13 protein-coding genes are annotated in these 16236 nt (G+C 63.4%); 10 read left to right on the top strand and 3 right to left on the bottom strand.

Going from position 1 to position 16236, the window contains the following annotated elements; translation table 11 throughout:
• Nucleotides 1–8: 8 nt before the first annotated feature.
• Both QFZ21_RS08690 and QFZ21_RS08685 read left to right on the top strand, forming a co-directional pair.
• Nucleotides 9–683 carry an SDR family NAD(P)-dependent oxidoreductase gene (locus QFZ21_RS08690; RefSeq protein WP_307376739.1) on the top strand — a complete coding sequence of 225 codons (675 nt, stop codon included), beginning with the start codon at nucleotides 9–11 and terminating at the stop codon, nucleotides 681–683.
• Nucleotides 626–1522, top strand: a complete 897-nt coding sequence (locus QFZ21_RS08685) for an SMP-30/gluconolactonase/LRE family protein (protein ID WP_307376736.1) — start codon at nucleotides 626–628, stop codon at nucleotides 1520–1522. The genes QFZ21_RS08690 and QFZ21_RS08685 overlap by 58 nt, the downstream gene beginning before the upstream one ends.
• 201 nt (nucleotides 1523–1723) lie before the next feature.
• Here QFZ21_RS08685 and QFZ21_RS08680 read toward each other — a convergent pair whose 3' ends face one another.
• Complete coding sequence (locus tag QFZ21_RS08680) at nucleotides 1724–1882, bottom strand: hypothetical protein (RefSeq protein WP_307376733.1); 159 nt, start codon at nucleotides 1880–1882, stop codon at nucleotides 1724–1726.
• 174 nt (nucleotides 1883–2056) lie between these two features.
• On the bottom strand, nucleotides 2057–3061 hold the full coding sequence (locus QFZ21_RS08675) for a LacI family DNA-binding transcriptional regulator (RefSeq protein WP_307381265.1): 1005 nt from the start codon (nucleotides 3059–3061) through the stop codon (nucleotides 2057–2059).
• Nucleotides 3062–3857: 796 nt separating this feature from the next.
• Between QFZ21_RS08675 and QFZ21_RS08670 the strand changes: the two genes are divergently transcribed.
• Both QFZ21_RS08670 and QFZ21_RS08665 read left to right on the top strand, forming a co-directional pair.
• The gene (locus QFZ21_RS08670; protein ID WP_307376730.1) at nucleotides 3858–7706 is read left to right on the top strand and encodes a DUF5722 domain-containing protein; all 3849 of its coding nucleotides are present in this window, start codon (nucleotides 3858–3860) and stop codon (nucleotides 7704–7706) included.
• A gap of 277 nt (nucleotides 7707–7983) precedes the next feature.
• On the top strand, nucleotides 7984–8562 hold the full coding sequence (locus QFZ21_RS08665) for a hypothetical protein (RefSeq protein ID WP_373426009.1): 579 nt from the start codon (nucleotides 7984–7986) through the stop codon (nucleotides 8560–8562).
• Nucleotides 8563–8809: 247 nt separating this feature from the next.
• Here QFZ21_RS08665 and QFZ21_RS08660 read toward each other — a convergent pair whose 3' ends face one another.
• Entirely contained in the window at nucleotides 8810–9763 is a 954-nt protein-coding gene (locus QFZ21_RS08660) for an N-acetylglucosamine kinase (RefSeq protein WP_307376729.1), read from the bottom strand.
• Between the two features lie 91 nt (nucleotides 9764–9854).
• Here QFZ21_RS08660 and QFZ21_RS08655 point away from each other — a divergent pair, with 91 nt between their 5' ends.
• The 6 genes from QFZ21_RS08655 to QFZ21_RS08630 are packed head-to-tail and all read left to right on the top strand — an operon-like array spanning nucleotide 9855 to nucleotide 16232.
• Nucleotides 9855–10769, top strand: coding sequence for a MurR/RpiR family transcriptional regulator (locus QFZ21_RS08655; RefSeq protein WP_307376726.1), 915 nt, complete (start codon nucleotides 9855–9857; stop codon nucleotides 10767–10769).
• A 41-nt stretch (nucleotides 10770–10810) separates the two neighbouring features.
• Complete coding sequence (locus QFZ21_RS08650) at nucleotides 10811–12082, top strand: ABC transporter substrate-binding protein (RefSeq protein WP_307376723.1); 1272 nt, start codon at nucleotides 10811–10813, stop codon at nucleotides 12080–12082.
• Between the two features lie 2 nt (nucleotides 12083–12084).
• Nucleotides 12085–13032 (top strand): carbohydrate ABC transporter permease, encoded by a 948-nt coding sequence (locus QFZ21_RS08645; RefSeq protein ID WP_307376720.1) that lies wholly within the window; start codon nucleotides 12085–12087, stop codon nucleotides 13030–13032.
• Nucleotides 13029–13874 (top strand): carbohydrate ABC transporter permease, encoded by an 846-nt coding sequence (locus QFZ21_RS08640; protein WP_307376717.1) that lies wholly within the window; start codon nucleotides 13029–13031, stop codon nucleotides 13872–13874. The genes QFZ21_RS08645 and QFZ21_RS08640 overlap by 4 nt, the downstream gene beginning before the upstream one ends.
• A 28-nt stretch (nucleotides 13875–13902) precedes the next feature.
• Nucleotides 13903–14658: an SIS domain-containing protein gene (locus tag QFZ21_RS08635; protein ID WP_307376714.1), complete on the top strand. Its 756-nt coding sequence runs from the start codon at nucleotides 13903–13905 to the stop codon at nucleotides 14656–14658.
• 11 nt (nucleotides 14659–14669) lie between these two features.
• Nucleotides 14670–16232, top strand: a complete 1563-nt coding sequence (locus tag QFZ21_RS08630) for a beta-N-acetylhexosaminidase (RefSeq protein WP_307376711.1) — start codon at nucleotides 14670–14672, stop codon at nucleotides 16230–16232.
• Nucleotides 16233–16236 lie beyond the last annotated feature (4 nt).

Genomic DNA, 16236 nt, shown 5'->3' with positions numbered 1-16236 from the left:
AGTGTCACATGAGGCGTGCAATCATTACCGGCGGACAGAGCGGGCTTGGGGCGGCCAGCGCTGAGCGACTTCGCGCCGACGGGATCGAGGTCATCACGTTCGATGTGTCAGCCAGCGCTGACTTCCACGTCGACGTGACCGACTCTGCTTCGGTGCATGAAGCTGTCATCGCGGTCGGGCCCGTCGATATCCTCGTCAACAGTGCAGGAATCGTAGGGCCAAACCAGCCGTTGTGGGACGTCGATCCGGAAGATTGGCGACGCACTTTCGACGTTAACGTCCATGGCACATACGCTGTCACGCGCGCAGTCGTGCCCGGGATGATGGAACGAGGCTGGGGGCGTATCGTCAACATCGCGAGCATGGCCGGGAAGGACGGCAATCCGAATCTCAGCGCCTATTCGGCGTCAAAGGCGGCGATCATCGGACTGACGAAATCTCTGGGCAAGGAACTGGCCAAGACCGGCGTGCTCGTGAACGCAATCGCCCCCGCCGTGATCGACACTCCCATGAATGCCACGACGTCCCCCGACGTGCTGGCGCACATCACCTCGCTCATCCCGATGGGTCGGGTGGGCCGGCCGGCGGAAGTTGCCGCCCTAATCGCCTGGCTGACCTCCGATCAGTGCAGCTTCTCGACTGGCGCGGTCTACGACATCAGCGGTGGACGGGCCAGCTATTGATTCCCGTCGCGCAGATAACTCCGACGCTGTGCTCTCACGGGGAAGGTCCGGTGTGGGATCACCGCGATGGTTCACTCCGGTGGGTCGATATGGTCGAGGGGACCGTCCTTCACCTTCACCCGGAGACGGGAAAGAGCCCGAGCGCCGTGCGCATTGGCTCTTGGGCAGCGGCGCTCCGGCCCCGCGTCAACGGGGGCTGGGTTATAGCCACGCGAGACGGGTTCCTGCTTGCCGATGCCGATCTTCGCCCGGAGCGCGAAATAAGGGCTTTCGACGATGAGCGTTTGCGTATGAACGACGGTTCCTGCGCAACCGATGGCTCGTTCCTGTGCGGCACGGAGGGTCCTGCCGACAGCGGGCATCTGTATCGACTGGATCCGTCGGGAACGGTAAGCGTCGTCGCCGAGGGGATCAGCATCTCCAACGGGCTCGCCGGTGACCCGCTCAGCGATTCAATGTTCTACGTCGACACCGCAACGCGCCGCATCGATCGCCTACGCCTGGCGCCCGCAGGCCTAGCAGACAGGGAACCATTTGCAGACCTCAGTAAAATCGCAGGTCTGCCGGACGGCATCGCCGTCGATGCCGAGGGCGGGGTCTGGGTGGCGATGTGGGGGGCTGGCGCAATCATTAGGATCGGGCCGGACGCAAAGCAGGACGCCCGCATCGAACTGCCGACGCCACATGTCAGCGCGTGTGCATTTGGCGGTCCACAGCTCGACGATTTGTACATCACCACATCGCAGCAGGATCTTCCGCGACGTGATGCAAGCGCCGGTGCACTCTTTCGAGCGCAACCGCAAGTGCGCGGAGTCGCAACCCATGCGTTCGCCGGCTGAACCGGAGTAGGGATCGTTCGACCTCACGAGGTTAAGGAGCCGGCTCATAGCGGCGGCGCAGCATCTCGATCGCCGCGATCACACCCGTCTTCATCCTCTTCATGCTCCTCGATCGTCACCCGCGCGGATCGCGGCCTGGCGACCGGCGAACTGCTCGACACGCAGCCGGTCGACGCCACGGGATCGCATGGATGGGCTGCCTCACCGCTGATCTGGATGCACGACACCCTGCTCGGGGTGCGCATCGTCGAGCCGGGCGGCGCGCTTCTCCGGATCGAGCCGCACTCCGCAGGGCTTCGCGTCCTTGAAGACACCACGTACACGCCGAGGGGGACCGTGCGTGTGGAGTTGCATGCTCATGAGCCGCGGCTGGTCGTGACAATCCCGGACGGGGTCCTCGCCGACGTCGTCCTGCCCTCGAAGTTCGCTGGGTCCGCGGTCGACGGCGGCAACCGCCCGGTGACCGCTCGACAGCGCTTTTCGGCCGGAACTCACACCATCGCGGCGAGTGGCCGACCGACGAGGGTGGTGCTGTCAGACGCACCGGATGGAACTCTCGCGGACGATCAGTTCGGGTTCGATCAGCACGTGCTCGATCGCCCCGCCCGGACTGCCGGCATCCACCTGATCGCGGATGAGATCGACGGCGCGGCGGCCGAAGACCTCCCGCGGGCGCCGCACGGAAGTGAGCGGCACGGCCGATGCGGCAACGAAGTCGACATCGTCGTATCCGACGACCGCGATATCGCGAGGGATGGAGATGCGACGATCACGCGTCAGCGCCCCGATAGCGCCGATGGCGAGCGAGTCGTTCGCAGCGAAGATCCCATCCGGGCGCTCGTAGGATGGACGTGCGGCGAGTTCTCGCCCCACCCTGAGTCCAGCATGCACGGAGCGGTCGACCGTCGGCACGACCTCGAGAGCGACACCTTCTACGCCTTCGATGGCGGCGGATGCCCCCCGCAGGCGTTCGGCGATCTGGTAGGTGTGATTTTCGCCTCCCACGAAGGCAATGCGGCGACACCCCTGGGCGATGAGGTGCTCGGTAGCCTTACGGGCTCCGGAGTAGTCGTTTATGGAGCAGGAGGAGAACCGCGCGCTGACGGCGTAGGCGTCCATCAGCACGGTCGGCATGCCTGCGGTGCGCAGGATGTCGAAGGCTTCCGGCCGAGTCGTGCCGGACGCCAGGATCACGCCGTACACCCTTTGCTGGACGAGCATCCTGATGTAATCGGTCTCGCGTTCAGCGCTACCACTGGTGCTGACGATGGAGAGGTAGAGGTCGTCTTCGGCAGCGCGACGCTCCATGCCCTCGGCGACCTCTCCGAAGAAGGGGTTATTCAGCTCGAGAGCGACGAACGCTAGCACGCGACTGCGTCCGGACTTGAGCTGGCGGGCCGCCTCATTGCGCGTGTATCCCAGGGCGTCAACCGCGTCACGGATCCGCTGTTGGGTGGCTGGTGCGACACGGTGAGGAGCGTTCAGATACTTCGACACGGTTCCCAACGACACCGATGCTCGCAGTGCGACATCTTTCATACTCGCCACACGGATCTCCGTCCTCATCGAGGGCGCCGGACCAGGCACTCGCTCCAGAGCGAGGGGTCGAGCAGAATCCAATACTAACGTTTCATTCCCGAAACCCCTTGGAAGAGCAACGGCATCCGCCGCGGGTGGCGACTCGCCGCACTCTACGCGCACTCGGCCTTTCGCCGAGTGGTCTATTGACCTCAGGACAGTCAGCGAGTGGATGGTGCCGTTGTCGGGATCTCTCGTGATCCGCGGGGGTTTTCCATGGGATCGGATGCCGTCTCGGACTCCGGCCTCCTGTGCGGGGCATGGAACAGTGCTCTCGCGCGTCTGGCCGCGTGAGCATCGGCCTGGTGCCGGACGAAGCGGGGAGCGTCGACGAACTCACGGTCCGTCTCATGGTGGTCGGCGGAACCGAGGTGGTCGCGCCAAGAGCAAGCCGGTCCCTCGCGCCGTTCGCCTTCCGCCTTGGCAGGGCTTGACACACAAGTGGACCAGGTAGATAGTCAGTATAACGTTTCACTTTATGGTGCGCATCGTCAGCATTCAACAGAGTAAGACCGACGATAGCCATGCTGCGCCGGAAGCGGCGCACGAGGGTGTGATCGACCAGACGCGTGCGACAGAAACGCCGCGCCCGGTCGAGAAGCCCTCGCGACGCGGACGATTGGTCCCAAAAGAACAACCCGGCAGTATTCGACGACGAATTGGTAGGAGCGCAATCATGACGCAGCATGGGCAGGTCCCTTTCGGATCGAGGATTCGCAGACACTCGGCAGGACGTTGGCGCATGCTGGCGCTAACTGTGGCAGCCACTCTGATCGGCGGGGTCATCGGCGCTCCCGTCGCCGCGGTCGCGGATGAGTCGCCGCAGTGGACGTTCGGCACTCCCGGTGACGCCCAGGGATGGACCGTCGGAAACAGCACGGCCACCGTCGAGGTGACGGCGGCCGGACTCGAGCTTCAGGTCACCGGCAATGATCCGTGGCTGATGTCCGACACCTTCGCGCTCGATGCGACCACCGCGAATACCGTGGTGATCCATGCGCAGAATGAGACGTCGAACACCGTGGGCAAGATCTATTGGGAGACCGAAGCGCAGCCCACGGGCTCCGAGGCGCGAAGCGCGACCTTCACGCTTCGGCCCAACGAGACCGAACCCGGGGAGTACCTCATCGACCTGCGCGGCGTTCCCGCGTGGGAGGGGACTATCCGACGTCTGCGAATCGATCCTGGCGAGAATGCGACCGATGATGGGCGAGTGATTTTCGCCGACATCGGGTTCTCTTTCAACGACGAGCCGTTGCCCGAACCCGAACCGGTCGAGGGCGACCGCGAACCGGTCGAGCACATCGGATCGGTGGGTGATGTGACGGCGACGAGCGACCAGATACTCGTCTCCGGCTCCGCTCCGGCATCTACCGCGGGACAGACGCTCACACTGTATGAGCTGGACGGGTGGGAGTATGAGCCGGACTACGCAGACGGGATCGAGCTCGCGACCACCGACGGCGGGGGAGACTTCTCCTTCGCGGTGCCGCGCCTCGACGACGAGCGAGACCGGATCTCGTCGAAGTTCCTGGTGGTCGCTGACGCCGGCGGTACGCCGGCATACATCGACTCGGCGCGCTACGTGACGGTGCACGATTACCCGGCGGAGAACGAGTTCGAGTTCCCCGCACCCGCGACCAAGAAGGGCCTGCAGGTGCAGCTGACGGACGACGCCGACGAGCTGGGTGTCGGGCATGCGGCGATCAATATCGCGCTCGACGAGGCGATCCAGACCGATGCGAGCAACGATGCGATCGCGTTCGAGCATGACGGCGAGACCTACCACTTCAACAAGAAGTACATGACCGATCTCGATCAGACGATTAAGCCGCTGTCGGACAACGGGATGGTGGTCAACGCCATCCTGATCGCCTACGACAACGAGTATTCGAATCCTGGCGCCGCGGACCTTATCATCCATCCTGACGCGGCACGAGGAGCGTCCGGCGCGGTGGTCTACGCCTTCAACACGGTCGACGAGAACTCGCGGTTCTTTCGCGGGACCATGGCGTTCCTGGCCGACCGGTACACCCGCGAGGACCAAGCGCACGGTCGGGTCGTCGGCTGGATCGTTGGCAACGAGGTGAACACCGGCTGGATCTGGCAGAACATGGGCGAGAAGTCGATCAATCGCTACGTCGACGACTACGAGCGCGCCGTGCGCTGGGTCGACACGACCGTACGCAATGAGTATGCGCAAGCACGCACATATATCTCGCTCGACCACTACTGGACGATCAGCAACGACGGCGCCGAGCCGACGCGCTATTACCAGGGGCGAGATGTGCTCGACCGCATGAACGCTGTGAGTGCGGAGGGCGGTCAGTACGGCTGGAACGTCGCCTACCACCCGTATCCGGAGAACCTAGGCAACCCGGCGACGTGGAACGACCAGACCGCGATCGACTCGGTCGACACTCCGCGCGTCACGTTCAAGAACCTGCACATTCTCGGCCAGTATCTGCTGCAGGACGAGCTCACATACGAGGGTGATCAGCGCCGCATCATCCTCTCCGAACAGGGTTTTCACGCGCCGGGCAACGACGAGGCGAACGCCGACCTCCAAGCCGCCGCGTACGCTTACGGCTACTACCGCGCGGTCTCTACTCCCGGGATTGACTCGTTCATCCTGCATCGTCATGTCGACCACAAGCTGGAGGGTGGTCTGCGCCTCGGTCTGTGGACGTGGGATGACGATCGCCCCGAGCCCTCGTCGCCTGGCACGCAGCGCCGTATCTACGACGTCTTCAAGTACATCGACACACCGGAGTCCCGCGAGCACACCGGATTCGCGCTCCCCATCATTGGCGCCCAGTCGTGGGAGGAGCTCTTCCCTGACCTCGATATCGAGGCACAGGGAACCCGGCCACTGCCGGTGACCCAGCCGGTCGACCTCCGCGCTGACGTCGTCACACCTGACATCGCCATTGCCGCCGAGGAATGGGTGGCCGGCGAGAACGTCTCCGGAGTGACGGTCGCCGATGGTGCGGTCACGGCCTCGTTCGACACACTAGACAAGCAATGGCGGGGTGTGACCTATCAGACGGCGACGGCGGTGGATGCCACTGCGGTGCCGTACCTGCAGGTGCGGCTCGACGCGCCGGGATCGGATGCTGCGGCGCAGCGTGTGGCGAAGGTGAAAGTCTACGCGGGTGCTGAGGTAGCCGAGGGCACCGTTGTTCTCCATGGCGATGTGACCACGCTGACGCTCGACCTGAGTGGCTGGGATGCGCGCGACGAGATCGACCGCGTCAAGGTCTGGGTGCGGGGGCAATCGAACGCCGACTGGGTGGGGGAGCTGTCGGTCAGCGATGCCGGCTTCACCGCGACGCCGGGCGTGATTGGTGCTGCAAACCTGGCCGTCTCCGCCTCCGCGCGCGATATCGAGGCAGGGGCAACCGTGTCTCTCACCGTCTCCAACCGAGGCGGCGAAGAGGTTTCGGGTGCGCTGACGACACTCGACGGTCCGATCGTCCTCGAAGAGGAGGAAGTGCCGATTGGTGATCTGGCGTCCCTCTCTTCGGTCAATGTCGAGGCGACCATTGCCGAGGTGACGGACGGAGACGTTTTGGTTGTCGGATTCGATGGCAGAGAGTACGCCGTCAGCGTCCTTGAACTGGCGGACACGGAGCTTCCGGAGAACGCCGACCTGCTCTACGATTTCGAGGAGGACGCCCAGGGCTGGGTGGCGGGAGACAACGTGGTGAGTGTGGGCATCGCCCCGTCGAGTGCCAACCAGCCGGGAACCCCACGCCTGGGAGCATCTATGCTGGCCGCATTGACGGGCAGCGCTCCGGCTGACAAGTGGCGGACGACGTACGTCGAGCCGGGGGAGTCCATCGCCCTCGGCGACGCCCAAGCGCTGCTCGTCTCGCTCAACGCTTACGGTGGGATGGGTTCGGCGTATGAAGCGCGGATCTCCGTGACCACCACCGTCGGCGAATATGAGCACGTCGAGGCTGTCGCCGCCGACCAGTGGAACGATCTGCGCATGCCGCTCGACGCGGTGCAGGGCGACATCACGCGTCTGAGCGTCTCGTTCCGGGCGACGGACTCGACGACCCTATGGGCCCCGCAGTTCCAGGTTGATCGGGTGGCGCTTGAACTGGCGGACACGGAGCTGCCGGAGAACGCCGACCTGCTCTACGATTTCGAGGAGGACGCCCAGGGCTGGGTGGCGGGAGACAACATGGTGAGTGTGGGCATCGCCCCGTCGAGTGCCAACCAGCCGGGAACCCCACGCCTGGGAGCATCTATGCTGGCCGCTTTGACGGGCAGCGCTCCGGCTGACCAGTGGCGGACGACGTACGTCGAGCCGGAGGAGTCCATCGCACTCGGCGACGCCCAAGCGCTGCTCGTCTCGCTCAACGCTTACGGTGGGATGGGTTCGGCGTATGAAGCGCGGATCTCCGTGACCACCACCGTCGGCGAATATGAGCATGTCGAGGCTGTCGCCGCCGACCAGTGGAACGATCTGCGCATGCCGCTCGACGCGGTGCAGGGCGACATCACGCGCCTGAGCGTCTCGTTCCGGGCGACTGACTCGACGACCCTATGGGCCCCGCAGTTCCAGGTTGATCGGGTGGCGCTAGTCACTCTTTAGTGAATAGCACCCGGCAGGGGCGCAAGCCCTTGCCGGGTGCTCGCCGGCGTCGTCATCGCGCGCGGGATCAGCGGACATGCGACGCCGCGTTCAGGTCTAGGCTGCTGACCCTACGTCCACATGGACGGCCCCACGGCGACCGATGTGACGGTATCCGCCATCGGTCGAGATCATGCCGAGCACGAGCTCCACCGGCTGAGCGAAAGCCTGCAACCCGGCCATCCGCCCCGATGCTCCGCCCGAGAACGCTGCCGCGGCCAAAGCTGACCCCGGCGTCGTGGCAACAGCATGCGCGTATCGAACCGCCAGGATCGTAGCCGAAACATCTGCGATTCTGGGCTACGCGAGCGAAACGGAGGAGTTCACGCAGCTCGCTGCGCGAATCAAGACCGCATTCAATACGGTCTACGTGGATGGCGGCCGCATCGTCAGTGATTGCCCTACCGTCTACTCGCTTGCCCTCGTGTTCGGGCTTCTCGATGAGGAGCAGATCGACTGGGCAGGGCGGCGGCTGAGCGAACTCGTCGTCGCGAGTGGCCATCACATCTCGACGGGGTTCGCAGGTACCCCCTTCATCATGGATGCACTCAGCTCGACCGGGCATGTGGAAACGGCGTACCGGCTCTTGCTGCAGAAGGAGTGCCCGTCCTGGCTTCAGCGCGCCCTATACGACGCGATGTGCGACTCGCTAGCTGCGGTGGGCACCTGGGCTTCCGGACACATCCGAATGCGGGAGCCCCGTTCTGTCCATCCGCTCCGCAACGTGCCCTCAGCGGAGGTGGCTCTGCGCGCTGCAAGCAGTAGCTCGGCCTCCATGGAAGAGCCATCGTCCAGTCCGGGGCTGTCCACGAGATGACCAGCGAGCGGGTGGTCCCATCCGCGAGGTGCGGGCCGTGGCTCGCTTTGAATTCCGCCGAGCTGCGCATAGAGATCTCGCACCCAACGCTCGGCCGGATGTGAGAGTCCTGGCATCCGCGGCACGGGCGGGAACTGCTCACTGCTCGATCGGCGCGGGCATCTGTGCCCGCGCCGGGCGAGCATCTCGTACTTCGTGACCGAGAACGAGTACTAACAAAGATCTTCTGGGCGCGTGATCTCTACATCTAACCGTCCCTCGAAGGGATCTCGGCTGCCGCAAGTTCGGCCGCCGCCAAAGCGACATCCCGCCCGACGGTGACTTCGAGCTGTTGTTGGTCGGCCCAGCTCATAACTGCGGCGCTCAAGGGGTTGTCATGAGTCAAGAGGCTTCCGCCCAAGACGAGAGACTCGTGTGGCTGCGGGTCGAGCGCGCTAAGCGAGCCTGTCAGCTCGGCGGCAGCGCCGGCCACGAGTGACATTGCTTCGGGAAGCCGAGCCGCCGCCTCGATCACGACCCGCGCGAGATCGGCAACCACGCTCCGCGGTCCTGAGTCGATGGCGTTCACGATGCCCCATACGTGGTCAGGGCACACTTCGCTGGAGGGGATCAGGCCGAGCGACGTGAGGTGATGAAGCACTATCTGGGAAAGGCCGGATCGGGGTGCCCGGCCGTCGACTTCCCGAAGTGCCAGGCGGAGTGCTTCGCGGCCGAGCCAATACCCCGACCCAGAATCGCCCAGGGTTGGACCGTACCCGTCGACGGTCCGCGTCAGGAAGGATTCAGAGAATCGCGCCGCGATAGTGCCGGTCCCGGCGACCTGCGCCAGCCCCGATCGCCAGCCGGCGAAGGATCGGAACAACAGTTCGAGATCGTTCATGACTACGGGATCGTGAGTGACGTCGAGGGCAAGCAACATCTGACGAAAAGCCCTGGTCGGCGGCTCTTCGAACGGAAGCACCCCAGCAACGCCGATCACTGTTGCCGCAACTCGTCTCCCCTGTCCGTCCAAGGCGCGAGCGAACACGCGCTCGATGTTCTCGGGCACACCGGATCTCGCGGTCGTGAGCCAGTTCACACCCTCGCCCTCGGCCCGATGGATCACGAGGCCTGCGGCATCCATAACGACGACTCGAGTCCGTGATCCGCCAAGGTCGGCGCCGACGAAGCGCCGCCCCTCACCGCTCAGTTCTACATTCACGTGTCTTCCTCTCAGGGTTGACATTACTCCGCTTGGGACTTAGTTTCACACTTACGAAAACTTCGTAAAAATAAAGTTCAAGGAGGTCGCAATGAGGGCGGAAGAGATCGGGAGCCGTATCTCGCTACGAATCCGAGCGATCATGCCGAGACTGAGCGATGCCTCTCTCGCGATTGCCCAGCAGATCCTTGATGATCCGGTTCTGGCGCTCAACAGCTCCGGCGCTGAACTAGCTGCACTCGCCGGAGTGTCCAAAGCGAGCGTCTCCCGCTTTAGTCAAGAGCTCGGGGTCAAGGGGTTCGCGACCCTCAAGTTGGCGCTCGCGGCCGAGTACGGCTCGAATGAGACAGCATGGACCCGCGACCTCGGGCTGGAGATCCAGCCAGGGGACTCCGCCGCAACAGTGGCGCAGATAGTCATGGGTACGGACGTTCTAGCGCTCGAGCAGACCGCAGAGCAGCTGTCGATCACCTCGCTGAGCGACGTCGCTCAGGTAATGACCGGCGCAAAGCGAATCAACGTCTACGGTGCCGGCGGAAGCGCAACCGTGGCCCAGGAACTGCAGTTTCGGCTCCATCGCATCGGGCGTCCGTGCTGGGCATTCGCAGATACTCATGCAGCGCTCATGAGCGCTTCGATCCTCGAGCCCGGGGACGTTTTCTTGGGCATCTCCAGGAGTGGCCGCACCACAGAAGTCGTGGACACCCTGACGGCCGCGAAGAATCGCGGCGCCACCACGGTCGCCCTCACCGGCTTCCCCGGGTCGCCGCTCGCCCAGCGCGCTGACCTCGTGCTCACCACCCATGTCGAGGGTGGACAGTCCCGACACGGGTCGTTGGCTGTCCGGCACGCGCAGCTCTTTGTCGCTGACCTGCTTTATAGCCTCATCGCCCAGCGGACAGTCGCTACGTCGGCCGCGCTGCTGGCGCAGTCTGCTGAAGCGCTCGTCTCGCGCCGCAGCTCCCCCAGCACCAAAAAGTCAGAGCGGTCACCAGCGTCGTCGTGACCATCGATCCCCCTGAGTTCTATCCATTCGAAAGGAAAGCAATGAGCAAGAGATACATCAGTGCGATCGCGACGGCGAGTGTCTTCGTCGTCGCGTTGGCCGGATGCACGTCGAGTACTCAACCGGCAGCGGAGGGTGGCGAGCAAGTAATCAAGGTGTGGAGTTGGCAGACCACCCAGGCCGATCAGTGGGACCTGGTATTCGACGCCTTCGAGAAGGAGAATCCCGGAGTCACCGTGGAGTTCACCGGATACCCGGGAACCGAGTACCCCACCGTTCTCGCGACAGGCCTTTCTGCAACCAAGGGGCCCGACATCGCGATGTTGCACCCCTACAGCGCTATGCACAACTATGTGGCCGCGGAGCAGCTGGTCGCGATCGATGACACTATCGTCCCTGACCTCGCGAGCAGCTTCACCGACGAAGCGCTCGGCGCGTCCAGAGTTGACGACGTGCAGTACGGTGTTCCGTTCGCCCAACAGGCCATCGTCATCTACTACGACAAGGGACTCTTCGCCGAACTCGGCGTCGAACCTCCCGCGTCGATAGACGACTGGGAGCCGTTGCTGGAAACCATCAGCGCCTCCGGCGTCGTGCCGATTGCCATCTCTGGCAAGGACGCATCCGGGCTGCCTATGCCGTTCGATGCGCTGGTGGGAAACACCTACGGTGGAGCGAACTTCATCGCGAAAGCCCAGGAGGGCGATGTCGATTGGGACAACAAGAACTTCATTGCTGCCCTCGACGAGTTCAAGGCCTTGAGTACCTACTTCCCTGAACAGGTTGGAGGAGTGGCCGCCACGGACGCGCTCGCGATGCTCGCATCTGGGGACGCCGCGATGTATGCCGCTGGGTCATGGGACCTGAGCCCCCTGCGTGACCTCGCTCCTGACAAGGACTACGGCGTCTTCACCCTCCCGGCACCCGGCCAAGAGTCGGAAGCGAACCCAGTCTGGGGCTACGAGGAAGGGTCGTTCGCCATGAGTGCCAGGGCAGATAACCCGGACGGCGCGGAGAAGCTGCTCGCTTGGATGGCCACCCCGGAGTTCGGTCAACTCTTCACTGACACCCTCAACCAGCCCTCCTCGGTCATCGGAGTCACGGGAAGCGATCCGCTTCTGCAGGAAATCATCGAGATGTACCAGGCGAACCCGGTACCGATGATCTGGGTCACCGACTACTTCGGTGTCACCGCGCCTGCCCCGTACGCCGCACTGATGAACGGCGCGCAGGCATTGCTTCTGGGCGCCTCGGACAGTGCAGCCGTGGCTGCGGATATTCAGGCGAATGTCGTCGAATGGGAGGCGCGCTAACCATGACAACCAACGCAGCCACGAGCGCACGACGACGGAAGTCTCATCGTCGCCAGGGAACGGCATTGCTCGTGGCTGCGTTCGTCGGCCCCGCGCTGCTCTTGTACATCACCCTGCTCATCTGGCCCCTCATGTCGGTGGGATTCGACAGCGTGTTTGAGTGGACCGGGTCCAAGCGCCGCGATTTCCTCGGTCTCGAGAACTACGTCGAGCTATTCAACTCGGAGAGAATTCGAGCGGAGATCGCCGCAGCCTTCGGAAACAACCTGACCTTCTTCATCGGCACGATGATCGTTCAGAACACTGCGGGTCTTCTGCTGGCCGTTCTGATTCACCGTCTCGTCAAGGTCAAGCTCTTCTTCCAGACACTGATCTCGCTTCCGTACCTGATGAACCCGCTCGTCGTGGGCTACATCTGGACCATTCTGCTCAACCCCACCTACGGCCCTGTAGCTTTCGTCTTCAACTCTCTCGGCCTGACCTCCTGGGTATTCCCCTGGCTCTCAGACCCGGTCCTCGCGATGCCCCTCACTATTCTCATCAACGCCTGGCAGTGGGTCGGATTCCCGATGCTGCTGTTCGGGGCTGCGATCGCCGGCATCCCCGAAGAGATCTACTCTGCCGCGAGCGTCGACGGAGCATCCCGCTGGCAGCAGTTCGTTCTCATCACGCTGCCTCTGATCTCGCCGATCATCGGGACGATCACCGTACTGACTTTCATCTCCTGCTTCAACGCCTTCGGCCTGCAACTGGCGCTCGGCGGTATCAACGGTGGGCCGGGAGGAGTGATCGACGTGCTCGGGCTGGTGTTCTACCGCACAGCGTTCGGGACTGATCTGAACTCTGTTGGTCTCTCATCGTCACTCGCGGTCATGACCTTCCTGCTCATCTTCGGCGGCGCTCTGTTGCTCCGAAGAGGACTCGCTGCTATCGAAAAGAGGGTGCTGTGAGCATCAGTCATCCGAAGAGCCGGAGTATTCGGAAGGGGGCGCGACCCACCGTCGCCTTTGTTGCGGTCTACGCCTCACTGGTTGCCCTGCCTCTGATAATTGTTCTATCCAATTCCTTCCGGTCCACGGCACAGATCGCGCTGAGCCCGATCGGGCTGCCTGATCTCACGGGCGCAGCGAACTTCGCCGAAGCGTGGAGTCGTGGGGACTTCTCGGTGTACTTTCTCAACTCCGTGTGGGTCACGGTGCTCGCCCTGACCGTCGGTCTCGCTCTGTCGGTGACGGCGGCGTACGCTCTGGGCCGGTTTGCTTTCCGGGGCCGGTCCGCGCTGCTGTCATTCTTCCTCGCTGGCCTTTTCGTGCCGGCCCAGCTCGGAATCGTTCCGATCTTCAGGATGTTCAGCGATCTGGGACTAGTCGACTCCCCGACTGCGCTCGCCTTCATCTACGCCTCGCAACTCCTGCCGCTCTCGATCTTCATCCTGGCCCCCTTCTACCGACGACTACCCGACGAGCTCGCCGAAGCCGCTCGAATCGACGGCGCGGGAGAGTTCAGGGTGTTCCGGAGCATCATGTTCCCCCTTGTGCGACCCGCGGTAGCCACGGTGGCGATCATCCAGATAGCTCCCGTGTGGAACGACGTCTTCTTTCCTCTGGTTCTCTTGCGCACTAAAGACAACCTCACGTTGCCGGTGGGACTCATCGCTTTCATCGGCGAGCGGGCAACCGATCTCGGTCCTCTCTTCGCCGCGATTGTGATCGTTTCCCTTCCTCTGGTGCTTCTCTTCGCCATCGCGGCCCGCCAGGTGATCAGCGGCCTCACGGCTGGTACCGGCAAATGACAATCACTATACGAAAAGGATCCACCGCATGACATCGCTCTCCCATACGTACTCAGAGGGGTTACGCACTCGCCTCGACTCCATTGAGGCGGTGAATGAGGACGGCCTGAGCCGTGCTACCGAGATCTTGGCTGGGGTTGTCTCCGGAGGCGGCGTGATCCACGCGTTCGGAACGGGACATTCGCAGGCATCGGCGCTGGAGATCGCTGGTCGTGCTGGCGGGCTGATCCCGACTAATCGGATAGCGATATCCGACCTGGTCATCTATGGCGGCGAGTCGCCCAACGTTCTGGATGACCCGCTTCTCGAGCGCGACGAGAGGCTAGGGCTCAGACTGATCGAGCTGGCCGATGTGCAGCCACGAGACGCAATGATCCTCTTTTCCAACTCCGGGGTGAACGGAGCCATCGTACAGATGGCCGTGTCCATGGTCGAGCGAGGCGTTCCCGTTATCGCCGTTACTTCTCGCGCACATGCCGAGACCTCCGTGTCGAAACACAGTGGGGGTCGTCTGCTAGCGGAGGTCGCCGAGGTTGTGCTCGACAATCTCGCGCCGGTCGGGGATGCGATTGTGCCTCTGGAGGGAGGGGCTCGAATCTGCGGCGTGTCCTCGATAACCGCGGCTTACCTAGTGCAGGTACTTGTTGCGCGTGTGGCGACCTCGATGCTTGCCGCCGGAACTCTCCCCCCGTTCTACCTTTCCGCCAATGTCGAGGGCGGACACGAGCGGAACCTCGAAATAGAACAGACCTATGCGGGAAGACTACGTCGGATCGCAACATGAAAGGACAGCCCATGCCTCAGCATCCCGTCATCATTCCTGCCCCACGGTCGCTTGAGTGGGGTGACGGCTCGTTCGCCCTTCCCGCGCAGCCTGCCGTCTACATCGAGGGGTTCAATTCTGAAGAACAAAGCCGCCTGACACGCACTTCTAGTTTCTTCCGAACGATCTCCCTGGTCGACTCTCGACAAGCCGCGCACCTCGTTGTTGCCCGCGATCCTGCGATTGCGAACTCTGAGGGGTACACATTGACCTGCTCTGCCGACGGAGTGACCGTGGCCGCTTCGTCTGCGGACGGCGCCTTCTATGGGCTGCAGACGCTGCGGCAACTTCTCCCGACTGCGGCATTCGACTCGAGAGGCGTGGAGGGCGCAGATGTGCCCTATTGCGCGATCGAAGACGAGCCTGCCTTTGCCTGGCGAGGCGCCCTCCTCGACGTTGCGCGGCACTTCTTCTCGAAGCGCTACGTGTTGAGCTACATCGACGCGCTCGCCATGCACAAGATCAACCGACTGCAATTGCACCTCACCGACGATCAGGGGTGGCGGGTGGAGAGCAAAGAGTTCCCGCTCCTGAACACGATTGGCGCTGTGCGGGCCCGCACACAGGTGAAGTCGTGGCTCAAGGTGAGGATCTACGAGAACGCGCCTCACGGCGGTCAGTTTTCGCAGGCCGACATCCGGGAGATGGTGGCATACGCCAGCGACCGGGGGATCACTATCGTTCCCGAAGTCGAGCTTCCTGGGCACTCCACCGCACTTCTTGCCTCCTATCCCGAGTTCGGCAGCGCGCCCGGCAAGAGGATTGTCGCGGAAGGCTGGGGCAACTTTGACTCGATGATCTCGCCGCTTCCCGCCGTGGAACAGAAGCTCCAACGGCTGCTCACCGAGATTCTCGAGCTCTTTCCCGGCCCCTGGATCCATCTGGGCGGCGACGAAACCCTGATCGAGGTGTGGTCGCGGAACGAGGAGATCACTAACTACATGCGGGCGCAGGGGCTGAGCAGCGTTGAAGAGCTCTTCAGCCAGTTCATGACCCGGCTGAGCGACTGGCTCTCATCCCAGGGGCGCATCCTCGTGTCGTGGGACGAGGCATTCGTCAATGACGAGGGACGGGCCGCTCCTGGAGTCGTTATGGCTTGGCGTGGGATGGATATCGCACGTAGCGCCGCGGCCGCGAATTTCCCCGTCATCCTTGCCCCGATCGACTCCACCTACTTCGACTTCGCGCAGAGCGATGAGCCAGGAGAGCGATGGGCAACCGAGGGTCCCACCACGATCCAGAAGGTCGCGGAGTTCAACCCGAATCCGTCGGAGTGGACTCGTGAGGAACGCGACCAGATCATCGGGGTGCAGTTCCAGGTCTGGACTGAACTTATTCGCAGTGAAGAGCACGCCGACTACATGACCTGGCCGCGCGGCGTCGCTTTGGCGGAGGTGGCGTGGGCAGGAGCCCCTGCGGACTGGAGCGAGTTGCGCGCACGCCTGGATGGGCATCTGCCGCGCCTGGACGCGATGGGCATCCGGTACCGCCCGCTTGAAGGGCCCAAGCCTTGGCAACTCGAACCTGTGGAGTGAGTCA

This window comes from Microbacterium sp. W4I20, assembly GCF_030816505.1.
Lineage (GTDB): Bacteria > Actinomycetota > Actinomycetes > Actinomycetales > Microbacteriaceae > Microbacterium.
This window is presented reverse-complemented; position numbering and strand designations above follow the sequence as displayed.